The 22,461-nt window shown below is 70.5% G+C and carries 20 protein-coding genes; 9 read left to right on the forward strand and 11 right to left on the reverse strand.

The features are described from left to right. Positions 1-43 precede the first annotated feature (43 nt). On the forward strand, positions 44-8,470 hold the full coding sequence (locus KBX37_RS35190) for a polymorphic toxin-type HINT domain-containing protein (protein ID WP_307848998.1): 8,427 nt from the start codon (positions 44-46) through the stop codon (positions 8,468-8,470). Positions 8,471-8,527: 57 nt separating this feature from the next. Continuing rightward, a complete protein-coding gene (locus KBX37_RS08340) occupies positions 8,528-8,992 on the forward strand; it encodes a hypothetical protein (RefSeq protein ID WP_210775331.1) in 465 nt (154 codons plus the stop codon). A gap of 41 nt (positions 8,993-9,033) precedes the next feature. Here the strand turns inward: KBX37_RS08340 and KBX37_RS08345 are convergent, their stop codons facing one another. Continuing rightward, on the reverse strand, positions 9,034-9,558 hold the full coding sequence (locus tag KBX37_RS08345; protein WP_210775332.1) for a hypothetical protein: 525 nt from the start codon (positions 9,556-9,558) through the stop codon (positions 9,034-9,036). 121 nt (positions 9,559-9,679) lie between these two features. On the opposite strand from KBX37_RS08345, the gene KBX37_RS08350 reads away from it, so the two are divergent. Next, entirely contained in the window at positions 9,680-11,077 is a 1,398-nt protein-coding gene (locus KBX37_RS08350; protein ID WP_210775333.1) for a BTAD domain-containing putative transcriptional regulator, read from the forward strand. Next, entirely contained in the window at positions 11,059-11,532 is a 474-nt protein-coding gene (locus KBX37_RS08355) for a nucleotidyltransferase domain-containing protein (RefSeq protein ID WP_210775334.1), read from the forward strand. Before KBX37_RS08350 ends, KBX37_RS08355 begins: the two co-directional genes overlap by 19 nt. A gap of 16 nt (positions 11,533-11,548) precedes the next feature. Here KBX37_RS08355 and KBX37_RS08360 read toward each other — a convergent pair whose 3' ends face one another. Together KBX37_RS08360 and KBX37_RS08365 are read right to left on the reverse strand one after the other, a co-directional pair. Further along, positions 11,549-11,710 carry a hypothetical protein gene (locus KBX37_RS08360; protein ID WP_210775335.1) on the reverse strand — a complete coding sequence of 54 codons (162 nt, stop codon included), beginning with the start codon at positions 11,708-11,710 and terminating at the stop codon, positions 11,549-11,551. A 27-nt stretch (positions 11,711-11,737) separates the two neighbouring features. Further along, complete coding sequence (locus KBX37_RS08365; protein WP_210775336.1) at positions 11,738-12,088, reverse strand: hypothetical protein; 351 nt, start codon at positions 12,086-12,088, stop codon at positions 11,738-11,740. Positions 12,089-12,308: 220 nt separating this feature from the next. Here KBX37_RS08365 and KBX37_RS08370 point away from each other — a divergent pair, with 220 nt between their 5' ends. Both KBX37_RS08370 and KBX37_RS08375 read left to right on the forward strand, forming a co-directional pair. Then, entirely contained in the window at positions 12,309-12,836 is a 528-nt protein-coding gene (locus KBX37_RS08370) for a GNAT family N-acetyltransferase (RefSeq protein WP_210775337.1), read from the forward strand. 396 nt (positions 12,837-13,232) lie between these two features. Beyond that, the gene (locus tag KBX37_RS08375; protein ID WP_247657430.1) at positions 13,233-13,766 is read left to right on the forward strand and encodes a DUF1062 domain-containing protein; all 534 of its coding nucleotides are present in this window, start codon (positions 13,233-13,235) and stop codon (positions 13,764-13,766) included. Positions 13,767-14,048: 282 nt separating this feature from the next. Here the strand turns inward: KBX37_RS08375 and KBX37_RS08380 are convergent, their stop codons facing one another. Together KBX37_RS08380 and KBX37_RS08385 are read right to left on the reverse strand one after the other, a co-directional pair. Beyond that, a complete protein-coding gene (locus KBX37_RS08380; RefSeq protein WP_210775339.1) occupies positions 14,049-14,978 on the reverse strand; it encodes an NAD-dependent epimerase/dehydratase family protein in 930 nt (309 codons plus the stop codon). A 225-nt stretch (positions 14,979-15,203) separates the two neighbouring features. Beyond that, complete coding sequence (locus tag KBX37_RS08385) at positions 15,204-15,719, reverse strand: GNAT family N-acetyltransferase (protein ID WP_210775340.1); 516 nt, start codon at positions 15,717-15,719, stop codon at positions 15,204-15,206. Positions 15,720-16,134: 415 nt separating this feature from the next. Between KBX37_RS08385 and KBX37_RS08390 the strand changes: the two genes are divergently transcribed. Then, the gene (locus KBX37_RS08390) at positions 16,135-16,659 is read left to right on the forward strand and encodes an HAD domain-containing protein (RefSeq protein ID WP_210775365.1); all 525 of its coding nucleotides are present in this window, start codon (positions 16,135-16,137) and stop codon (positions 16,657-16,659) included. Positions 16,660-16,778: 119 nt separating this feature from the next. Here KBX37_RS08390 and KBX37_RS08395 read toward each other — a convergent pair whose 3' ends face one another. Then, positions 16,779-17,174: a VOC family protein gene (locus KBX37_RS08395; RefSeq protein ID WP_210775341.1), complete on the reverse strand. Its 396-nt coding sequence runs from the start codon at positions 17,172-17,174 to the stop codon at positions 16,779-16,781. A 175-nt stretch (positions 17,175-17,349) separates the two neighbouring features. Then, positions 17,350-17,703: a hypothetical protein gene (locus KBX37_RS08400; protein ID WP_210775342.1), complete on the reverse strand. Its 354-nt coding sequence runs from the start codon at positions 17,701-17,703 to the stop codon at positions 17,350-17,352. A gap of 536 nt (positions 17,704-18,239) precedes the next feature. Here KBX37_RS08400 and KBX37_RS08405 point away from each other — a divergent pair. After that, positions 18,240-19,196 (forward strand): hypothetical protein, encoded by a 957-nt coding sequence (locus tag KBX37_RS08405; protein WP_210775343.1) that lies wholly within the window; start codon positions 18,240-18,242, stop codon positions 19,194-19,196. A 229-nt stretch (positions 19,197-19,425) separates the two neighbouring features. Here the strand turns inward: KBX37_RS08405 and KBX37_RS08410 are convergent, their stop codons facing one another. Both KBX37_RS08410 and KBX37_RS08415 read right to left on the reverse strand, forming a co-directional pair. Continuing rightward, on the reverse strand, positions 19,426-19,617 hold the full coding sequence (locus KBX37_RS08410; protein WP_210775344.1) for a DUF397 domain-containing protein: 192 nt from the start codon (positions 19,615-19,617) through the stop codon (positions 19,426-19,428). Beyond that, complete coding sequence (locus tag KBX37_RS08415; protein WP_374103699.1) at positions 19,608-20,414, reverse strand: helix-turn-helix transcriptional regulator; 807 nt, start codon at positions 20,412-20,414, stop codon at positions 19,608-19,610. Before KBX37_RS08415 ends, KBX37_RS08410 begins: the two co-directional genes overlap by 10 nt. A gap of 389 nt (positions 20,415-20,803) precedes the next feature. On the opposite strand from KBX37_RS08415, the gene KBX37_RS08420 reads away from it, so the two are divergent. Further along, on the forward strand, positions 20,804-21,019 hold the full coding sequence (locus tag KBX37_RS08420; protein ID WP_210775345.1) for a hypothetical protein: 216 nt from the start codon (positions 20,804-20,806) through the stop codon (positions 21,017-21,019). A gap of 330 nt (positions 21,020-21,349) precedes the next feature. On the opposite strand, the gene KBX37_RS08425 is transcribed toward KBX37_RS08420, so the two are convergent. Next, the gene (locus KBX37_RS08425) at positions 21,350-21,895 is read right to left on the reverse strand and encodes a hypothetical protein (RefSeq protein WP_210775346.1); all 546 of its coding nucleotides are present in this window, start codon (positions 21,893-21,895) and stop codon (positions 21,350-21,352) included. A gap of 20 nt (positions 21,896-21,915) precedes the next feature. Continuing rightward, a complete protein-coding gene (locus KBX37_RS08430; RefSeq protein WP_307848999.1) occupies positions 21,916-22,425 on the reverse strand; it encodes a dethiobiotin synthetase in 510 nt (169 codons plus the stop codon). Positions 22,426-22,461: the final 36 nt, after the last annotated feature.

The raw sequence follows: 22,461 nt of genomic DNA on the forward strand, positions 1-22,461 counted from the left end.
AGCATCTCGGTGGACACCCGGTGGGGCGTGCCCCGGTACGCCGGTGCGACCGAGCGAGACGTACCTGCTCAACGGCGAACAGCTCACCCCCGTGGCGCACCGGGGCGCGCCGGTGGCCCGCAGCGCCGAGAAGGTCTTCCACACCCGGATCGAGGGCAGCTTCGCGCGGATCGTCCGGCACGGCACGAACCCGAAGAACTACACCTGGGAGGTCACCGACAAGAACGGCATCCACTGGCACTACGGCGCGGTGGCGGGTGCCGACGGGCCGGCCACCGACGCCAGCCTGGCCGACGACGCGGGCAACGTCTTCCTCTGGTCGGTCCGCGAGGTGCGCGACCCGCGCGGGAACTTCATGCGCTACCACTACGCCAAGGTGGACGACACCGGCCTGGCCGGCGGCAGCGTGCCCGGCCGCAACCTCTACGTCGACAAGATCACCTACACCGGCCAGGGCACCAGCGAGGGCCGGTACGCGGTCAGCTTCGACCGGGACCGCGAGCGGGGCGAGGCGCTGCGCGTCGACACCTCCATCGACGCCCGGGGTGGCTTCAAGCGGGTCACCGCGGACCTGCTCCGCGAGGTGAAGGTCACCCTCGACGACAACCTGATCCGCCGCTACGAGTTCACCTACCAGCGGGGCGCGTTCGCCAAGACGCTGCTCGACGCGGTGATCCAGTACGACGCCGACGGCCACGAGTTCAACCGGCACCGGTTCAGCTACCACGACGACATCCGCGACTCCGCCGGGCAGTACCAGGCGTTCCGGGCGCAGCCGTGGACCTCGCCCGGTGACGGGCTCAGCAGCGCGGCGCTGAACCTCACCCCGGAGCAGGCCGGCAACGCCAGCGCGCTGAACGCCAACACCAACACCAGCGGCGGCGGCCACCTGTACGTCGGCGTGGGCAGCTCGCCCAGCAAGTCCGGCTCGGTCGGCGTGAAGGTCGGCTTCAGCCACGGCAGCGACAAGGGGCTGCTGGCGCTGGTGGACGTCGACGGCGACTCGCTGCCCGACAAGGTCTTCCGCGACGGCGGGTCGGTGAAGTACCGCAAGAACCTCTCCGGCCCGACCGGTGAGGCGACGTTCGCCGCCCAGGCGCAGCCGCTGAACCTGCCGGGGATCATGGGCGAGTCCAGCAACACCCTGACCCTGGGCGTCGAGGGCTACCTGGGCGCGGCCGCCGCCCAGCTCGACTACGTCAACTCGTTCGCCACCACCGAGCAGTACTTCAGCGACGTCAACGGCGACGGCATCCAGGACCTGGTCAACGGCGCCAGCGTGCTGTTCGGCCGGGTGGGCGCCAACGGCGTCCCGGTCTACGGGGTCAGCGTTGACACCCCCGTCCCGATCGGCCATGGCGAGGTCGACGCGACCGGCCTGTTCGACTCGTTCAACGCCGACCGGGACCGGCTGACCGACTCGTTCCCGCTGCTGGACAGCGTCCGCCGCTGGGTGGCGCCGTACGACGGCACGGTGCAGGTCGAGGGCGCGGTGCAGCTGGCCCCCGGCACCGCCGCCGCGCGCGCCGAGTCGCGTACCGCCGACGGGGTCCGGGTCGCGGTGCAGAAGGAGAGCACCGAACTCTGGTCGGCCCGGATCGAGGCCGACGACGACGGCGCGAAGACGCCGACCGGCGTGGACGCGGTCACCGTGGCGCGCGGCGACCGGCTCTACTTCCGGGTCGGCTCGGCCGCCGACGGCGGACTGGACGAGGTGACCTGGGACCCGAAGGTCAGCTACGTCGGCGTGGGCGACCCGCTGGATGTCAACGGGCTGCCGTCGTACCGGTTCCAGGCCTCGCGCGACTTCACCCTGGGCGGCCGGGCCGCCACGGTGAAGGTGCCGCTGACCGGCACCATGCACCTCTCCGGCGACCTGGTGAAGGCCGGCGCCACCTCCGACGACGTGACCGTGCTGATCACCCGCAACGGCACGCCGGTGCTGGAGCAGACGTTGGCCGCCGGCACCACCGGCAGCGTGCCGGTCAACCTGGACCTGGACGTCCAGCAGGGACAGACGCTGCAGTGGCGGATCCGGGTCGACTCCCCGGTCGACGTGGACAAGCTGACCTGGACGCCGCGGGCCTACTACACCGCCGCGCCGGGGGTCGACCGGCTCACCGACGCCAACGGCAAGCCCTTCATCGACGTGCACCCGCCGTACACCCTCGACCTGTACCCGGTCGACGGGCTGACCGCGCCGCAGTCGGCGTACACCGTCACCAGCGGCGGGACGCTGAGCGTGGAGCCGACGTTGAGCTTCGCCTTCGGCGCCGAGCATCCCACCGCCCGGGTGGCGTTCACCGTCAAGCGCCGCGGCGAGCTGGTGGCCAAGCGGCACTTCCAGGTCACCAACGGGGTGCTGACCTCGCCGGGGGCCTTCGACATCACCGCCGACACCGGTGACGAGCTGTGGTTCGACTTCAGCACCACCGACCCGAAGCTGCGCGCGTTCCTCACCGGCCAGTCGGTCACCGTGGGCGGGTCGAGCGCGCCGAGCGCCTTCCACAGCGCCGCCGAGGAGGGCGCGTTCCCGCAGCCGTACCGGGGTTGGGGCGCGGTCGGCTACAACGGCAACAAGGACCGGGCGACCCAGCCGATCAACCAGGACGACCTGGTGGTCGACGAGCACTACGGCGACCAGCTGCCGGACAGCGTCGACCCGCAGGCGCAGAAGGACGACTTCGCCGCCGACCCCCGGGTCGACCCGCCGAAGGTCACCCCGTTCACCCCGTCGCCGCAGGACGGTCGGTGGGGCGCCGGTGAGCACTCCTGGATCGCCCGGAGCAGCGTCAGCAGCTCCCGGCTGGGCGTGGACTCGATCAACCTGCCCCGGCCGCAGGACTTCGCCGGGGCGACCGCGGTGCCCCGGCTGTCCCGGTCGCAGCAGGTGTCGCTGACCGGCAGCGTCGGCGGCGGCATCGGGTCGATCGGTGGCAGCCTGGCCACCGGCGACAGCACCGGGCAGGTCGACTTCCTCGACCTCAACGGCGACCAGTTCCCCGACGTGGTCGGGGCCGGCGCCGTGCAGTACACCGACCCGGACGGCGCGCTCGGCGACACCCGGGGCACGCTGCCCGACGGGGCGGTGCGGCGCAGCACCAACGTCTCCGGCAACGCCAGCGCCGGCAGCGCGGCCCGGACCATCTCCACCGGCCGCGGGTACGACAGCCCGCCCGGCACCTCCGCGGCCACCAGCGCCCAGTCCGGCAACGACATGCCGCCGCTGGGCGTGGGCGGCAGCTTCGGCGGCACCCGCTCCGACGGGGCGTTCGACCTGCTCGACGTCAACGGCGACAGCCTGCCCGACCGGGTGTACGAGAACGGCAAGGTCGCGCTCAACCTCGGGTACGCCTTCGCCGCCGCCGAGCAGTGGCGCAACCCCGCCGGCCTGAACAAGGGCAGCGGCACCAACGCCGGGCTGAACATCGGCTTCAACACCGACTTCTACGGCTTCGCCGGTGGCGCCTCGTTCAGCCAGGGCCGGTCCTCCTCGGCCGGCACGCTCGCCGACATGAACGGCGACGGCCTGCTGGACCAGGTCCTCTCCGGCAGCCCGATCCGGGTCGGCTTCAACACCGGCAACGGGTTCGAGCCGCCGGTGCCGTTCCACGGCAGCCTCACCGACGTCAACGGCGACCGCAACGCCAAGCTGGGCGGCGGCGTCTACTTCACCTTCGGCATCTGCTTCACCGTGGTCTGCGTCGTGATCAACCCGGGCGCGGACATCGCCACCGGCGCCAGCCGTACCGAGCAGGCGCTGCGGGACATCAACGGCGACGGGTACGCCGACCACCTCTCCTCCACCCGGGACAACCAGCTCGTGGTGGCCGAGAACCGGACCGGCCGGACCAACCTGCTCGCCTCCGTCGACCGTCCGTTGGGCGGCCGGATGGAGTTCGACTACAGCCGCGACGGCAACACCTACGGCCAGCCCCAGTCGCGCTGGGTGCTGGCGAAGGTCTCGGTGGACGACGGCCGGCCCGGTGACGGCCAGGACGTGCAGCTGGTCACCTACGACTACGACGGCGGCGTCTACGACCGGCGGGAGCGGGAGTTCCGCGGCTACGGCACGGTGGTGGAGAAGCACCGCGACCACGCCAACGGCGACGCCGTGGGCCGCAGCGTCACCCGCACCTTCCGCACCGACAGCTTCTACACCAAGGGGCTGCTGGAGCAGGAGCTGACCGCCGACGGCGCCCGCAGGCCGTACCAGGAGACGGTGCAGACCTACACCGCCCGCAACGTCTCGTCGCCGGGCTCCCCGGCCGACCTGGCCAGCACCACCGCGACGCTGTTCCCGCAGAACTCCCGAACCGACGTGAACTACCACGAGGGCGCGGCCAGCCCGGGCAAGACCACCTACGTCACCCGGGAGTACGACGACGTCGGCAACCTGACCCGGCAGTTCGACGCCGCCGACGCGGGCGCCGCCGACGACCTCGACGCGCGAATCGTCTACACCGCGCAGGACCCGGCCTGCCAGGCGGCGTACCTGATCGGCATGCCGAAGCAGATCGACGTACGCGGTGACGGCACGCTGATGCGGCACCGCGAGTCGACGATCAACTGCACCACCGGCGATCTCACCCAGGTGCGGGTCGCCCTCGCCGACGGCGCCACGGCCACCACCGACCTGGAGTACTTCGGCGACGGCAACCTGAAGTCGGTGACCGGCCCGGCCAACCAGGCCGGCCAGCGGTACCGGCTGGACTACACCTACGACGACGTGGTCGACACCCACGTCGAGTCGATCAGCGACAGCTTCGGCTACCGGTCGACGGCCACCCACAACCTGAAGTTCGGCCTGGTGGAGACCACCACCGACTTCAACAACCAGCAGATCCGCAACACCTACGACGCGGTCGGGCGGCTCGACCAGGTCTCCGGGCCGTACGAGATCCCGGAGAACCGGTTCACCATCGACTTCGAGTACCACCCGGAGGCGGCGTACCCGTACGCGGTCACCCGGCACGTGGACCGCGAGGCCGACGGCGGTGTCCGCGACGACACCATCGACACGATCACCTTCGTCGACGGCCTGAACCGCACCACCCAGACCAAGAAGGACGCCGCGGTGCCGGCCGCCCCGGACGGCGCGCCCGAGGACGTGATGGTGGTCTCCGGGCGGGTGACGTACGACTTCCTGGGCCGGGCGGTGAAGAGCTGGTACCCGGTGACCGAGCCGAAGGGCGCCGGCAACCTCACCTTCAACCCGGCGTACGACCCGGTCACCCCGACCGAGGTGCGCTACGACGTGCTGGACCGGACCACCCGCACCACCTTCCCGGACGGCACCGCCACCACCATGGAGTACGGCTTCGGCCCGGACCGGGACGGGGTGACCCAGTTCGAGACGGTGGTCACCGACGCCAACGGCAAGTCCAAGCGCACCTACACCGACGCCCGACAGATCACCACGGCGGTCAAGGAGTTCAACCCGGCCGGCGGCCAGCCGGTCATCTGGACCAGCTACCGCTACAACCCGATCGGTGAGCTGGTCGCCGCGACCGACGACAAGGGCAACGTCACCCGCTCGACGTACGACAACTTCGGCCGGCGGACGTCGCTGACCAGCCCCGACTCCGGCACCGTCAGCTCCACCTTCGACCTGGCCAACAACCTGGTCCGCAAGGTCACCAGCAAGCTGGCGGCGGTGTCGAAGGCGATCGAGTACGACTACGACTACACCCGGCTCAAGGCGATCCGGTACCCGGTCTTCCCGGCGAACAACGTGAGCTACACCTACGGGGCTCCCGGGGCGCCGGAGAACGCGGCCAACCGGATCACCGACGTGGTCGACGGCGCCGGCAAGGTCAACCGCCGGTACGGCCCGCTCGGCGAGCTGATCAAGGAGTCCCGCACCACCCCGGCCCAGGGCAGCCACATCCAGACCTTCACCACCGAGTACCGGTACGACTCGTTCAACCGGATGCTCTCGATGACCTGGCCGGACGGGGAGAAGCTCTCCTACCACTACAACAGCGGCGGCCAGGTCGACTCGGCCCGGGGCGTCAAGGGCGAGTTCAGCTACGACTACCTGAAGCGGCTGGACTACGACAAGTTCGAGCAGCGGATCCTGCTGGACACCGGCAACGGCACCCGCACCCGCTACTCGTACAACACCGAGGACCGGCGGCTGAGCAACATCCAGGCGAAGCTCTCCAACGGCTACGTCTTCCACAACCTGGACTACAGCTACGACAACGTCGGCAACATCATGTCGATCGCCAACGACACGGTCGCGCCCAGCGGCCCCGAGGTCGGCATGCAGGTCGGCGGCCCGAGCAAGCAGAGCTACACCTACGACGACCTCTACCAGCTCACCCACGCGGAGGGCAGCTACCAGCCGCGTACCCCGCAGACCGACCGTTACCGGGTCGACCTGAAGTACGACAGCCTGCACAACATCACCAGCAAGAGCCAGACCCACGAGCTGGTCAGCAACGGCAACACGATCGTCGAGGGCAAGCTCAGCTACAACTACGGGTACGCCTACGGCAGCGGGAAGCCGCACGCGCCGACCAGCATCGGCATCTACACCTTCCAGTACGACGAGAACGGCAACCAGATCAGCCGGGAGCAGCAGCCCCGACCGCGCCGGCAGATGATCTGGGACGAGGAGAACCGCCTCGCCTGCAGCCACGAGAACGTGCAGAGCAAGACGCTGCCGCAGACCCCGGCGTCCTGCGACAACGCCGGCGGCACCCCGAACAGCGCCCGCTACCACTACGACGACCAGGGCAGCCGGGTGGTCAAGGACGGGGCGCAGTTCCACATCTACCCGAACCAGAACTACTCCACCCGGGGCAACCAGGAGTTCAAGCACGTCTACATCGGCCAGGACAAGCTGATCACCAAGCTGGTCGAGCCGGACTTCCGCCGCGAGGACCGGCAGTACTACTCGCACAGCGACCACCTCGGGTCGACCGGGTTCGTCACCGACGACCAGGGCGGCATGAGCGAGCACCTGCAGTACTTCCCCGGTGGCGAGACCTGGGTCAGCGAGCACTCCTCGCAGCCGGTGCCGCACCAGTACACCGGCAAGGAGTACGACCAGGAGACCAACCTCTACTACTACGGCGCCCGCTACTACGACCCGCGTACCCAGGTCTGGCAGACGCCCGACCCGGTGCTGGAGAACTACCTGGAGGGCACCCCGAACGGCGGCGTGTACGCGTCGATGAACCTGGCGCTCTACACGTACGCCTACAACAACCCGATACGCCTGGGTGATCCCGACGGCAGGTTCCCCTGGAACAGGGTGCTCGGCGGGGTGAAACTCGTCGGCGGTGTCGCCGAGGCCGCCGCGGGCGTGGCACTCGGGGCCGCGACGAGCTGGACGGGTGTGGGCGCGGTCGCCGGTGGCGCGGTGGCGGTGCACGGCGTCGACGTCGCCATCAGCGGTGCCCGGCAGTTGTTCAGCGGCGAGGAGACCAGTTCCTTCACCAGTTCGGGCCTGCAGGCGGCCGGGGTCAGCAAGTCCAACGCGGAACTGATCGACGCGGGCATCTCGATCGTCGGCAGCGCCGGCGCGAGCATGGCCACCTCGGCGATCAAGGGAGCGGCCACCGCGGCGCCGAAGGTGGCGGCGGCCGCCGCGGACGACGTCGCCGCCCGCGCGGTGCCCAGCACCGCGGAGAAGGTGGTCGAGACGGCCGCCAAGATCCCCTGTGTCGGCAACAGCTTCGCCGCCGGCACCCGGGTGGTGATGGCCGACGGCAGCACCAAGCCGATCGAGGACGTCCGCACCGGCGACCTGGTCCTCGCCGAGGACCCGGAGACCGGTGAGCGCGGACCCCGCGAGGTGACCCACCTGATCATCGGCCAGGGCGTGAAGCACCTGGTCGACGTCGAGGTCAACGGCGAGGTCATCACCGCCACCGACAAGCACCCGTTCTGGGTGGTGGGGGCCGGGGCCTGGGTCGACGCCGGTGATCTCGCGCTCGGGGACGTCGTCCGGCTGGCCGACGGCCGCACCGCCATGGTGGACGGGGTCGCGCCCTACACCCGGGTCGACCGGGTGCACAACCTGACCGTCGCGGGCATCCACACCTTCTACGTGGTGACCGGCGACGGCCGGGCGGCCGACGCGGTACTCGTGCACAACTCGGGTCCGTGTTCGGTGAACGCGAAGGCCCTGGCGGGGAGCCTCACCGCGGCGAACGTGGTCCGCCCGGCGGAGACCGCCGCGCACCACATCGTGGCCAGCGGCGCCAAGGCGGCGGCACCGGCCCGCGCGCACCTGACCAGCCTCGGGGTGGGCATCAACGAGGCGGCGAACGGCGTCTACCTGCCCCGGTTCGTCAGCTCGGCCAACCCGCTCGGCGCGGCCGTGCACTCCACCACCCACAGTCCGGCCTACTACGCCGAGGTCAACCGGTTGATCCTGCAGACGAAGACCGCGGCCGAGGCACGCAACGTGCTGGCGTACATCGGTAAGCAGTTGGCGGCGGGGCCGTGGCCGTAGGCCGACCCGCCGACGCCCGGGCCCGCGCCGCCGGGCCCGGGCGGGCAGGATGACGGCATGACCCGACGACTGCCGATCGAAGCCGCCGAGGCCGCCTTCCGCGACCTCGGTGGCTTCGCCGCGCCAGACTCCACCGTCCCGCCGCCGGCCCGGCTGCTGGACGCCGTGCGACGCTTCGCCGCCGTCGAGTTCGAGGTGTCGACCGAGCTGCCCGACCAGGACGGCCTGCTGTTCCAGTACGCGACGGTCGGCGCGACGGGCGACGCCGCGTTCGTCCTGAGCGTCGTGCGCCAGTTCGAGGTGGTCGACGCCGACGGCGACCACGAGGGGTACGTCCAACTGCGCGCCGAATACCGGTTCGGGCCGGACCCGGAGTGGACCGGGCACCACGAGGACTGGTGGTTCCGGGGCGGGCCGGAGCCGTTCGACGACTGGTTCGTCCGGATCTCGGCCCACCCGGTCTGGGGCCGCTTCACCCACTCGCCGCCGACCGGGTTCGAGATCTGGCAGGAGAGCGTCTGAGCCGCGTCCCCGGGCGGCCACCCGGGGGCGCGGCGGGACGATCAGTCCAGGTCCTCGCAGACGTTGTGCGTCGTGCCGTGGACCATGGTGAGGGTCTTGTAGAACGTCGGGCTGAACTCCATCACGTACTGCCCGTCGATGAGCCAGAACCCGCGCGGCAGGGTGCCGCCGTCCGGCCGGAAGCCGAAGAGCGCCGGGCCGTTGGCGTACCAGGTCTGCGACCCGTCCGGGTGGAACTCGATCAGGGCCATGCCGCTGGCGTCCACCTGGGTGCTCGCCCCGCTGTCGGTGTTGGTCACCTTGACGATCAGGTCCCCCGCGTACAGCTCGCGGCGGGGCGAGCCGTCCGGGTTGGTGTCCAGCACCAGCTTGCGAACCTCGTCGCGCACCGGCTCGCTGCGGATGGCGAAGTCGCACCGGGCCCCGGCCGGCTGTTCGAAGGATCCCTGCGGAGCGGGCACCCAGCCCCCCGTACCCCCGGTGGTTTCCGCGGACGCCGGGGTCGCCCCGGCCGCGACCACCGCGACCATGGCCGCCACCACGGCGACACTCGTTCTCCTACGCATCTCTGCTCCTCCATCGGTGTCAGAACGCCCCCACCCTCACCCCCTCCCCTCACCACTCCCTGACCACGCCTCTCCCCCCGCGGTGACAACCGTGGTGGGGGGTCAGGGGGTCAGGACGGGTATGGAGTTTCTTCTGCTCGGGGCGTTCGAGGCGCGGCGGGACGGGGAGCCGGTCGAGTTGGGCAGCCGGCGGCAGGAGCGGTGCGTCCTCGCGGTGCTGCTGCTGGACGTCGGCCACCTGGTCAGCACCGACCGGCTCATCGATCTGCTGTGGAACGGCGACCCACCGACCTCGGCCCGGGGCGCCGTGCACACCTACATCGGGCGGTTGCGGGCGTCGCTGGCCCCGTACCAGGTCCGGATCACCACCCGGGGCGACGGCTACCTGGTGGAGCCGGACGGGCACCGGGTGGACGCGGTGGAGTTCGTCCAACTGGTGGACCGAGCGGCCGCCACCACGGACCCGGCCGAGCGGGTCCGGCTGCTGGACCGGGCCCTGGCGCTGCGGCGGGGCCCCCTGCTCGCCGGCACGGCCGATGACGTGCTGCGGGAACGGCTCGACGGGCCGCTGGAGGAACGCCGGCTCACCGGCGTCGAGCTGCGCGCCGAGGCGCGGCTCGCGCTGGGCCAGCACGCCCGCGTGGTGACCGAGCTGACCCCGGTGGTCGGCCGGCACCCGACCCGGGAGCATCTGGTCGCCACCCTGATGACCGCGCTGTACCGGGGCGACCGGCAGGCCGACGCACTGCGGCTGTACCGGCGCACCCGCCGGACGCTGGTGGACGACCTGGGCGTCGAGCCGGGTGACCGGCTGCGGGAGGTGCACCGGCGGATCCTGCGCGCCGACCACCGCCTGGAGCGGACCGGTCGACCGGTGTACGAGGTACGGGTCCGCGGCGAGTCCCTGCCGTGGAGCGTCGGCGGCCATCCGGCGCTGGAGTTCTGCAACACCTTCGCCGGCTGGGGCCACCAGCCGCCGATGCCGGGCGCGGAGTGGCTGCGCGGCTACCGCACCCTGGCGGTCTGGACCGGCCACGTGGGGCTGGCCGACGAGGTGACCGTGGGCCGCCTGCTCGACCTGGCCCGCCGGGATCCGGTCGGGGCGAACGCCGCCCTCGACGAGGCCCGCGCGCTACGCGCCCGGCTGTACGCCTGCCTGACCGACCCCGAGGACCGGCGCGCCTTCGCCGCCGTCGCCCGGTACGCCGAGGAGGCCGCGAAGACGCTGGTCTTCCGGCGCGACGCCGACGGTCGGGGTCGGTGGTGGCCAGACCTGACCGCCGGGCTGCGGCTGCCCGTGCACGCGGTCGCCTGGAGCGCCGCCGAACTGCTGGCCGACCCGCGCCGGCTCACCGTGCGGGCCTGCCCCGACGAGCGGTGCGGGTGGCTGTTCCTGGACGAGAGCGGCCTGCGGCGGTGGTGCAGCCTCGCCACCTGCGGCCGGTCCGCCACAGACGCACCCTGCCAGGGCGCGTCGGCACCGTCTGGCAGGCTGGCCGGGTGGACGCAGACGAGGTGACCACGCTGCTGACGGAGTTCGCCGCGCACGGGCTGCGGGCCTGGGTGGCCGGCGGCTGGGCGGTCGACGCGGTGGTCGGCCGGCAGACCAGACCGCACGGCGATCTCGACCTCGCCGTCGACGCCGCCCAGCAGGCCGAGGTCCTCGCCCTGCTGCACCGGCTCGACTTCGCCGTGACCGTGGACTGGCTGCCGGTCCGCGCCGAGCTGACCGCGCCGGACGGCCGGCGGGTCGACCTGCACCCGGTGGCGTTCCGGCCGGACGGCAGCGGGGTGCAGGAGGGGCTGGACGGCGCCAGCTTCGGCTACGCCGCGGACGGCTTCGCCGCGGGCACCATCGGCGGGCGGCCGGTGCCCTGCCTGTCGGTCGCCCAGCAGCTGCGCTTCCGGGAGGGCTACCCGCCGCGCGCCGTCGACCAGCACGACATCGCCCTGCTCCGGGCCGCGGTGGGCTGAGTCAGCTCACCGTCCCCTAGCGCTCGTCGCCGGTGTCAAAGAACCGGGTCAGGTACTGGTCGGGCGGCAGGTCGCTGTCCCGCATCAGCGAGTAGACCTCCGCGCCGTGGCCCGGCTCGTCGAACAGCTGGAACGCCTGAGCGAGCCCCGAGTAGGTGAAGGAGGGGCAGTCTGCCACCGCGCGGCGACGCCCCGGGGCCGGGAGTCAGAGGTACGCCCCGCCCTGGTCGGTGACGCGGGCGACCAGCAGACCGGTCCGGGCGGGGCCGGGCAGCCAGGGGTCGGCGCCACCCACCTCGGCGCGCAGGTGCTCATCCTCGACCCGCACGCCGCCGTTCCACGGTGCCGGCCAGCTGGTGAACCGGCGCACCTCCACCAGACCGTTGGCAGTCAGGCTCACCAGCGCCCCGGCGAGCGCCGGCAGGGCCTCCTCGACCGTCGGAGACCTCGCCCCGTTGTCGAGCCAGGCGTCGGCGATCTCGGGCAGGGGCGCGTCGCCGTCGGACTCGTGCAGTACGAAGTACTCCACCTGGGTCAGGCCGGTCCGCTCCCTCATTCGTCCATTTTCTCCTCTTCGCCACCGCACCCGCATTCGCCCCCACTGAGGGCGGATCGCGAGGTTTCTGCACCTTGCGATGCCCGGCCGGGGTGAGCCGAGGAATGGCCGCGGCTGACCACGCACTGCGTCTAGCTTCACCCCTGAAGAGCGCCGGCAAGGGGGCTCTGCAGCAGACTGCATCACCGAACAGTTGAGCTCACAGCGGGAATGGACGTTCATGATCTACCACATACGCCGCATAGCCGCCGAGGAATGGCGGCAGTTGAGGGCCATCCGGCTGGAGGCACTCCAGGACTCACCGACCGCGTTCAGCACGCCACTTGCCGAGGCGACCGCCTTCAGCGACACCGTCTGGCAGCAGGAGGCGGCCCGCGAAGCCGACTCCGCCTCGTCAGCGACATTCGTCGCCACCGGCGAGGCAGGCGATTGGGTCGGGACGGCTGCGGTCGCGCCGCTTGCCGAAGTTCCCGACCACGCCCACGTCTACGCGGTCTACGTCACCCCGGCGCACCGTGGCCCGGCTGGACCCGCCGCTGCCCTGATGGCTGCGGCGATCCGCTTCGCCCGCGACCACACCGACGTCGCGTGGCTGACCCTGGGCGTCCACGAGGACAACCCCCGGGCCCGGGCGTTCTACCGCAAGCTCGGGTTCGCCGAGACCGGCAAGGCGATACCCTACGCCCTGAACCCGTCGCAGACGGTGTACATCATGGGCTACCAGGACTTCCGCAGCGCGCGGAAATGACCGAGCCCCATCACCGGCAGCGGTTCCAGTGCCCGCCGTCGACCCGACGGTCGAACCCACCCCTGGTGACAGCAGCGGATGACAGCAACGGCGCTGGACGGACGCAGCAGCAGGCGATTGAACCGCTGCGAACAGTGGTCGCAGCGATCTGGCTCTGGCTTCGTCCTCGATCCGCCGGATAGAACCTGGCGGTGAGGCGCTCGAAAACCAGTGGCGCAGCGCCGCTGTACGCCATTACCGTGCCGCCGAACCAAGTCGTCTAGTCAAGGACGTGCCGTTGTACACCCTGTGAGACCTCCCGAGCGCTGATTTGTCGCGCGTCGCGCATCTGCGCCGCGCTCCTTTTTGCTGCGGACTTCTCACTGAAACCGGTGTACTTCTGTGCTCAAAAACTGGATGGTCGTGCCCACCTGCCTGCCGCTCGTTCGCCGCCGCTGCCACGCGTGCGCGTCCGAGCGCTTCCGGGCAAGCGGTAAATTTCGCGTCAACGCGAACCACAAGCTCATCGACGCCTGGCTCCTCGCGCTCTGTACCGCTTGCGGGGAAACTGCAAAGCTCACGGTCCTGGAACGGATGACTGTGCGCTCCATACGACCTGAGCTGCTGGACCGGCTGCATGACAACGACCCTGGCCTGACAGCTGAGCTGCTCCAGGATCCGGTCGTGCAGCGCCGTAATCGCATCGCCCTCGACTGGGACAACGCCTGGCGCCTCGACACCGGCGGATCGGATCACCTGGACCACGAGGTGATCGACGTCTCGGTCCGCTCTGCGGCGCGGATCCCTGTCCGGCCGGTGCGACTGATCGCTGAAGGCTGCGGTCTTTCGCGGGCCGAGGTCGAGAGACTGATCACGGAGGGGAAACTCGTTTCGGCAGTCCGGCTGAGCGGCAAGCTCTCCGGCGACTTCACCTTCACGCTCAAGCGCTGAACCCTCCTCGGAACCACGGGCCTGTCCGGCATGATCCGCCGGACAGGCCCTAACCCGGACGGGCTGGCCCAGGCTACGGATTAGGAGGGGGCTGTACAGCCATCCGTACAGCCAAGCCGGCCGACGGACAGGAGTGACGAGCGACGGCAGCCGACAAGTCGAGCAGGTCAGCGGCAGTGTTCGACGCCGACCGACAGCAGGGCCATCCACGGGCCACACGACTGCCGGACGAGGAGATCCGCTTGGTCCGGTCGAGCCGGTAATCGTCATTGACGACCAGCGCTACCACCGGGCCGTGGCTCGCCAGGCCAACTCCTGCGGGGTCGGTTCGTCGCTGATGCCGCCGTTCTTGCGGAACCAGGTCAGCGTCTTGGCTAGACCGTTGGCTAGGTCGTCGTGGTTTGCCACCCCGTGCGTGGCGAGCCGGGTCACGTCGAGCACCAGTTCCGCGTCGCGGAACGGGAAATAGTCACGCGCACGGACGGTGGGGTCGGGGGCGGGGACCACCGTCGGCGGCACTCCGGCGACCTCCCCGAGAATGGCGAGATACTCGCGGAGGGTGTAGCTGGCCGGCTCGCCCACATTGAACGTTCCCGCGGCCAGCTGGCCCGCGCACGCGGCGGCCACCACCTGAGCGAGCACTTGGGCATGGCAGAACTGGATGCGGGTGTCGCCATCTCCGGGGACGAAGACCGGCTGGCCAGCCAGGATGCGAGCCCACAGAAACTGCTCGCGCGGGTCCGGGTTGTGCGGACCGTAAACGTACGGCGGCCGGAAGACGGTCAGACCGGTGTGGCACCCACGGCGCAGCACGGCCTCGCACTCCGCCTTCGCCGCGCCGTAACCGCCCCAGATGGCGTCGCCGTCGGCCTGGTCGTCCTCTCGGAACGGCGGGGACGCCACCGACCGGTTGTAGACGGCGGCCGAGCTGATGAAGACGTAGCGCAGCTCCTGAGGATCCGGCAACGCCGCGAGCACATTGGTGACGTGGTGCGGTTCTGTGCCCGAGACGTCGACGACCGCGTCGAAGCCCTCCAGGCCTAGTTCCTTCAGCTGGGCGGCATCGTTGCGGTCCGCGACGAGCTGCCGTATCCGCGGATCCCACAGCGGCCTGGAACCCCGGTTAAGGACGGTGACCTCGTGGTCGTCGAGCAGCGCAGTCACGATGGCGCGGCCGATGAACTGGGTACCGCCCAGCACCATCACCTGCATGGTGACTCCTTGAAAATGGCGGGCGCCGTGCCCACGGTCAGCCCTAACCACCATGCGCTACGACCGGGCCCGCAAGAACTCGACCGGCACCCCAACTACATCCTGGCCGCGTACCTGGCCTCCGAGACATAGCCAGCCGCTCGGGGGTTTGCCGATGAGCGATAGACGGTTCCGAAGGATCACCGTTCGCGCGGGAGCTACGGGCTGCCCCAACGGGCGATCGGGCTACTGCGTCTGCGCCGGCCGCGAAGGGGCGTCGAGGAGTACCTCGTATAGGTAGAGGTCACCGTTGGTGCCTGTTTGGCGGAACCCGGCACGTTCGAGGGTCCGCTGGGAAGCGACGTTGTCCCCGGTGGTGTCGGCGACAACTCGGGACAATCCGTGATCGGCCGCGACGTTCAGCAGGGCGACGAGTGCCTCCGCTGCATAGCCGTGACCACGGGCTGATGGGGCGAGGCCGTAGCCGACCCCGACACATCCGTCGTCCGGCTGACCCTTGAAACCGATCCCACCGATGGCCTTCCCGTCGGCGGTCCGGGTGACCCGGTAGTGCCCGAAAGGGCGTTGGTCCCCGTGGGCGGCCGTAGCTGTGAGAAAGGCCGTGACGCCGATGACGTCGCCGTCGAAAGGAAAATCCTCAGCCCAGGCATCCCCGGCTCCGGCGCGCCGCCCGACGATGCGTTCACCCTCTGCTGTGTCGATGGCGTGCAAGCACAGTCGCGGCGTTCGAAGTTCGGTCACGGGCAACAGCGAAGCAGCCCTCGACACCCCGCACAAGCCGATTACGCCACCTCGGAAAAGGCCGGCCGCGAACCCCTCGGGACATGCGCATATGCCGCGATCCGCGCGATCGAGCAGGCCAGCCAAGCGGGCCTCGGCCTGGTCACCAAGCTCACCTCGTAGATACGGGGCGATGCCCGCCAGCGAGATGTCAGACCGGCGGTGAGCGAGGACTCCCCGCCTACTACCTGTGGGGAGCGGTGAGTCGACTTCATGAGCACCTCGCAGCACATCGGCGATAACGACGCACGCTTCTGCCGCTGACCTGGCGTCCCGGTGCGTTATGAGGGGTGCGTGCAGCGAACAGCCGGTCCTTCGCGGGAGAGTGCGCGCACCTGGCTCAGCCCGGATGGGCCCACGATACTGTTCGAGCGTGATGGCCGGCCTTGCCAACAGCCCCTTGATCTTCGTCGATGTCGACGGACCGCTGATCCCGTTCAAAGCCCGGCCGGTTAGCCGCGAGCATTCTTTGGGCGGTGCCGTCGTGCAGCCACTGGACGGTACTGGCAACCCTCTGCTCGATCGGCTTGACCCAGATGACGGGCGGAGGCTGTTGGCACTGGGATGCCAGTTGGTCTGGGCGACGACATGGATGGCGGAGGCGAACGAGGTCGTCTCGCCACGGCTCGGGCTTCCGGACCTGCCGGTCGTCGAATGGCCGGACGACGACGAGGATCCGGAGCACGACCTGCACTGGAAGACCGTATTCCTTACCCGGTGGGCAGCCGGCCGCCCATTCGTCTGGCTTGACGACGAGATAACTGATGCTGACCGGCGATGGGTCGCAGCACACCACCCGGTGCGGGCGCTGCTGCAACGTGTCGACCCATACGTGGGCCTGACCGAAGCGGATTTCTCAGCGGTCCGTCGATGGCTCGGGCAGATTGACGGCGCCGCTTGATCACCTGCACGCTCTGCCGCATCCGCGCGCTACGTAACGTCACGCCGAGCTGGCCCGGATGCCGTCCGGACGCCGATGAGCGGACGTAGCGACCGGCTGCACGGGCGAGCGCAACGCCGTCATGGCCGCTCGCCACCGATCTCGGCGTCGCTCCGAAGAATGCAGAACTCGTTGCCTTCCGGATCGGCAAGCACAACCCATCCCGTTCCGTCGGCCTCGCGGCGGTCAGCCACGACGGCCGCACCGAGTTCGGTCAGCCGCGCCAGCTCCGCGTCGCGCGTGCCGTCGACAGGACGCAAGTCGAGATGGATCCTGTTCTTGACCTGCTTTACTTCCGGCACCTCGATGAAGAGCAGGCGGTGCCTCCCGTCGCGGGAGTAGATCATGCATTCCTCGTGGCCGGGCTCGTTCGGATCGTCCGGGTTCTCGCTGTAGTCGAGAACGGCTTGCCACCAACGAGACAAGGCGTAGGCGTCGGCACAATCCACGGTGGTGTGGGACACGTAGGAGGTCACCACCGGATCATCGCAAGGCGAAGTAGGCGGGGGAAGTCTGTACGCGACGCGAGCGCACGCTCATGCCGCGACTCGCGCGGGGAGTCGCGGGCTGTGCGGGTGCGCCGGGGGCAGGGAGACGAACGGGCGCGCTTCCGGCGTACTGGTCGCTGCTGCGGCAATGGCCTGGCGCGGGTCAGTCGGTCTCCGCGTCCCGCAGCATGCGACGGGCTCTAGGGTCGTCGGCGGCGTGTTGCAGTAACGCGATCGGCGGTGCCCCGAGCCCGCACCGGGCTTCGATGGCGGCCGTCATCTGGTGCCATTCGCGGGGAGGGAGCCGGTAGCTCTGGCCGACAGCGAACTGATACATCCAGCGCAGGTGCGGGCCGTCCTGGTCGTGCAGCCCGTCGATCAGGTAGGGCAGGAGGACCCGAACGACGATCGGGTGGACGGTCAACGCCGGCTCCGCTGGCCGTTCCCAGCGGCCACTGCGCAGGATCATGCCGCCGCCCCACTGGCCGGCCCACCAGTCGCTGCTGTCGAACAGCATCGCGCACACCCACCGGGCGAAAGCCGCGCAGGGGCCGAGCCCTGCGGCAGACAGGAGGTCAACGAATCGGCTAGCGCTGGCCAAGGCGTCGCGGCGCCGCCCTTGCGCCCAGCACGTCAGGTAGGTGCTCCACGCCTGGGCCAAGGGGCCGTCGGGCAGCGGTGAAGCGGCGAGCTGATCCCGACTCAGATGACGCACGTGGAGATTCTCGCCGACATCCGTCCAGTGGCTGGCCGCATTATGCCGGCTCAGCTCCGCAGCTCGGCTATCCGTGTGACGAACGCCGGGTGCGGCACCGGCGCTGGGCTGGACGAGCGCTCCCTCATGCCGCCAACCGAGCGTCGCGGTGCGTGCGTGCGCCTGCGCTCGGCGCGGTCTTGCCGGAATGAGGATGTCTCGCCGCAAGACCGGTTCCGCATTTGATCGTCGTTGGTGAGCGCAGTCCTGTCCGTCACGGAGGCCCGGTGAGACGTGGTCCCCACCTGCGTTGACACGACACCAGCAGGGGCCTCTCCCAAGCTGAGATGATGTTGGCGATGAGAACTGATGGGGAACGCGACCAGGCGAGCCTTCGGCGGCGGCTGGAGGCGTTGAGGCTCCCGGTCGCGCCGCTTCAACGCCACGGCTTCGTGATGCCATCGGACCCGGTCGCGACGATGCGAGAGCCTGAGGCAGTTGGCGTAGGTCCCGACGGTACGGCCTTTGCCGTGTGGCCCTACCGCGAGGGCATCATCCGTAAGCAGGTGACCTGGCATGTTGGCGGCCGGCGGCGAGTCGTCGGTGCCGTTGATGTGGAGACCGACCTACGGGTGAGTTTCGTACAGCCGCTGCCCGAGGGGCACGTTTTGCTGGCTGCCGCCCGGGCCAAGCCCAGCGCGGTCAACGCAGAGGTGTGGACCAGCAGCGGCGAGCTCAGGCATCGCGGTTACATCGGTGACGGGATTGAGGAGCTGCTGACCACACCCGCGGGCAAGGTGTGGGCCGGATACTTCGACGAAGCAATGGGCGGAAGTGGCCCGGAAGGGCACGGGCTCGCCCGCTTCAGAGAGGATCTGACTGCCGACTGGCTCTATCCGCTGGATGCCGAGCTGCCCTACATCTCTGACTGCTACTCGCTTAACGTTGAGGGCGAGACCGCCTACTTCTGTCCCTACAGCGGGTTTCACATCTTGTCTGCTGCCGGTGAGCGGGTGACCGACTGGGGGCCCTCCCCATACAGGTTTGCCCACCACCTGCTGCGACGCGGCGCAGACCTCGCTGTCCTCACCGGAGGAGGGGGTCCTGAGTACGACGTCGCGACGCTGCTGCGGATCAGTCGAGACGGGGTGCGTCAGGAAGGCGGGCGATGCCGCGTGGTGCTACCCGACGGCATGGAGGCCCGCGGACTGCGCTACACCTGCAGAGGCGATGTGTTGCATGCCTTCGGCCGATCGACCTGGTACTTCATCAATCTGGACGGGCTGAGCACAGCAGCCTGCCACGGCCGCGCGTAGGCAACAGACCGTGTGCCTCGCACCGATACCAGGGTTGCACTTTAGGAGCGCACGTATCCGCTTCTGCCGCGATCCGGGCGTGGGCCGTGTCCAGTGCCTGGCCCGCCCGTCCCGCTAGGCTCCAGCCAGTTCCCGTTAGACTGCCTTCAGCAAGTCCTTGACCAGGCGTGTTGCGACGACCCCCAGAATCCGCCCGATCGGGGGCGGGCACTCTCGTACTCGGGGTCGGTCAGGCCCGGTCGGCCACCCGGGCGACGAACGCCCGCCAGGCGGCCGGCGAGAAGGTCAGCGCCGGGCCGACCGGATCCTTAGAATCCCGCACCCCGACGACGCCCGGCACGTTGTCGGCGACCTCGACGCACGCGCCGCCGTTCGTGGAAGAGCGGGATGACTTCCGCCATTTGGCACCGGTCATGTCCATGTCTTTGCCGCTTCCGTGAGAACGTCGAGTGTCAGGCCGAGCGGGAGGGCCTCGCCCCGGACCGCGTCCCAGGACAATCCAAGGCTAGCAACCTCCTCGGCCTGTCCCACGATCTGCGCCGCAAGCTGGTTGTCGACGTACCCGGCCCGAGATCCGTCCGGCAGGTCGGCGACGATGAAAGCCCCGGCCAGGCCCGAGTACATGCCAGCCGACGTCGGGACGATGTGCAACTGGATATGCGGCTGTTCGACGCATGCGATGAGGTGCTGCAGCTGCTCGGCCATCACGTCCGCGCCACCGCATGCCCGTCGGACGACCATCTCATCCAGGACCACGAACAGCTGCGGGGCGGGTTCGCGGGCGAGGACGGCTTGCCGCTCCATGCGCGCCGCGACCCGCTGGTCGAGTTCCGAGATGGGCACCCGTGCCGCCCGGAACGTTGCACGTGCATACCCCTCTGTCTGCAGGAGGCCGGGCACGAAAGCGTGCTCGTACCAGCGCAGCGCGGTCGCCTCGCGCTCAATCTCAATCCACTCACGGAGCCAGATCGGCGCGGCGTCGCCCTTGACCAACTCATCCCAGAGGGTCGCGAAGTAGCCGTCCGCGCCCAGCGCGTCGTCGACGGCTGTCAGGTAAGGCCGAGTGGGCGGCTTCGTACCGGTCTCGATCGCGCTTACCTGGGAGTCGGAGCAGAAGACGCGCTCGCCCAGCTGGGCTTGAGTCAGCCCCGCAGCCGTCCGCCGTCGCCGCAGCTCGCGCAGAAGGTACTCCGACGGCGAGATTCCCACAGCTTCCACGCCCTTCCACGGTCTCCCACGGCATTCCTCACCCGCCTCCAACCGACCGCCACGCTCCGCGATCGTGCGGTCACTGTTTCCAGCGTATGAGTCGGGCGTCCAGGGTGGAAGCCAGGACGGCGCGGCCGGTGGAGGAAACGAACCCGGCGGTCGCGTTCGTGGCGGGGCCGCCCCGGCGAGGGCGGGGTGGCCCCATCTCCAACGCCGACAGACAGGGGAGAACCGTGCCCAGGGACAAGCCGCAGCCCGAGCAGAAGCCGAGCCAGCCATCAGCACCGCCACCGCCGCGCGTACCGGGTCCGATCGGTCCACTCGTCCCGCCGTTCCGAGGCCCGGGCCGGGTGAACGCCACACCCGGGGCACCGCCGGCTGCTGTCCTGGGCACGGCCATGAGGCCTGGAGCCACCATCACGGTCCCGGAGGCCGACTACGCCTTCGGCGCGGGCCCGTTGCGCATGCGCGTCGAGGAGGTGGTCGGCCAGGCCACGCACGGCGGCGAGCGCTGGGCCGAGTTGCGTGGGCACGACGTACGGCAGGACGGGTCGGTGGACCCCCGCGAGCGGTACGCCTCCGTCCGGGTCGACCGGGTCACGGTGATCGCATGATCGAGCAGGCGACACGGCACGTTCCCCTGCGGCCGATGTGGCTGTGTCGCGTCGACGCCCATCCCTGGCCGTGCGCCTCGGCGAAGCTCGACCTGCTCGACGCGTACGCGGACGACCGGCACGGGCTGCGGCACCACCTGTCGGAGCTGAAGGACGAGGCCGAGGACGACATCGCCCAGCTCGACAGCGGCAATCGCCCCCACCTGACCGACCGTTTTCTGTCCTGGGTCCGTCCGCGCGGACCCTTCCGCAGTGCTTCCTCCCCCGTGAATGGCGGCCCGGGACGGGTCTCGGGCCGGGACGGTGCCGACGGCGGCAGGGCCTGCGGCGTCAGCCGCCGGGCTCGTGGTCCACGTCGGAACGGAAGTAGACGACACCGCTGTCCTGATCCAGCCAGTACCAGGCCGACGCCTCGTCGGCCCCCGCGTCGAAGCGCGCGTCCAGCGCCGGCCCCGACCACCAGTCGGGGCGAGACGGCAGCCACGGCGACAGCCGCGCGTCGGGCGCGACGGGATCCCCGGTGTCCCGTGCCGTCAGTCGCGTCAACGCGGCCACGTCGGCGACCCGGGCGACACCCTCGCGGGCCGCGCGCAGGGCACCGGGGCCGAGGTCGCAGAGTCCCCCGTCGACCCGCTGCAGCCAGTGCACCTCCAGGATCGTGCCGAGCGGTGCCAACTCCCGGGCGACCGGCGCCACGTCGGTGTGCAGCGGCGCGGCGACCGCCGCCTCCCGCTCGTCGCAGCTCGTCCCCGAGAACGACGGGCCGAGTCCGATCGCGCAGAGCCCGACCAGAACGACGGTCCAGAGCGCGACCGGCCACGCGCCACGGGCCCACCGCCTCACCGAGACGGCCGCCGGGGAATCGTGAACCGACAACACCTGATCATGGGAAGAGGCTACGCTCGGCGTGCCAAACCGGAGCCGCCGTCGCCCGGCCGGTCCGCCAGCGCCACACCGACCGCCTCCTCCGGCGTGTCGACGTGGTGCGGGCCGGACACCGGCGCCCCGGTGGCGTCCACCACCCGCCAGCCGCCGAGCACCACCACCGGCACCCCGCCCCGGCGCATCGCCAGCGCCACCTCGCTGAGAGTGCCCCAGGAGCCGCCCACCGCGATCACCGCGTCGGCGCTCCACACCATGACGGCGTTGCGGGCCTGGCCCAGGTTGGTCAGCAGCGTCGCCGAGGCGTCGGCGACCGGGCCGGGGGCGGTACCGTCGTCGGGGCGTACCGCGATGACCAGGCCGTGGTGGGCCCGGGCGCCGGCGGCGACCGCCGCCATCACCCCGCCGCCACCTCCGCAGAGGACGGTCGCGCCGCGGGCGGCGAGCAGCTCCCCCACCCGGCGGGCGTGGGCCAGCTCGGCCGGCGTCGCCGACGCCGGGCCGCAGACCGCCACCTGCACCACCCGGCCTCACCCCCACGGCGAGGGTAGCGCCGGGCC

It is taken from the genome of Micromonospora sp. U56, assembly GCF_018070095.1.
Classification (GTDB): domain Bacteria; phylum Actinomycetota; class Actinomycetes; order Mycobacteriales; family Micromonosporaceae; genus Micromonospora; species Micromonospora purpureochromogenes.

Excerpts from the sequence above, each read along its gene's own strand:
- KBX37_RS08350 (WP_210775333.1), top strand. The coding sequence starts at position 9,680 with ATGGAGTTTCTTCTGCTCGGGGCGTTCGAGGCGCGGCGGGACGGGGAG.
- KBX37_RS08400 (WP_210775342.1), bottom strand. The coding sequence starts at position 17,703 with ATGCTGTTCGACAGCAGCGACTGGTGGGCCGGCCAGTGGGGCGGCGGC.
- KBX37_RS08405 (WP_210775343.1), top strand. The coding sequence starts at position 18,240 with ATGAGAACTGATGGGGAACGCGACCAGGCGAGCCTTCGGCGGCGGCTG.
- KBX37_RS08345 (WP_210775332.1), bottom strand. The coding sequence starts at position 9,558 with ATGCGTAGGAGAACGAGTGTCGCCGTGGTGGCGGCCATGGTCGCGGTG.
- KBX37_RS08375 (WP_247657430.1), top strand. The coding sequence starts at position 13,233 with ATGGTCGTGCCCACCTGCCTGCCGCTCGTTCGCCGCCGCTGCCACGCG.
- KBX37_RS08370 (WP_210775337.1), top strand. The coding sequence starts at position 12,309 with ATGATCTACCACATACGCCGCATAGCCGCCGAGGAATGGCGGCAGTTG.
- KBX37_RS08410 (WP_210775344.1), bottom strand. The coding sequence starts at position 19,617 with ATGGACATGACCGGTGCCAAATGGCGGAAGTCATCCCGCTCTTCCACG.
- KBX37_RS08390 (WP_210775365.1), top strand. The coding sequence starts at position 16,135 with ATGGCCGGCCTTGCCAACAGCCCCTTGATCTTCGTCGATGTCGACGGA.
- KBX37_RS08340 (WP_210775331.1), top strand. The coding sequence starts at position 8,528 with ATGACCCGACGACTGCCGATCGAAGCCGCCGAGGCCGCCTTCCGCGAC.
- KBX37_RS08380 (WP_210775339.1), bottom strand. The coding sequence starts at position 14,978 with ATGCAGGTGATGGTGCTGGGCGGTACCCAGTTCATCGGCCGCGCCATC.
- KBX37_RS08420 (WP_210775345.1), top strand. The coding sequence starts at position 20,804 with ATGAGGCCTGGAGCCACCATCACGGTCCCGGAGGCCGACTACGCCTTC.
- KBX37_RS08365 (WP_210775336.1), bottom strand. The coding sequence starts at position 12,088 with ATGAGGGAGCGGACCGGCCTGACCCAGGTGGAGTACTTCGTACTGCAC.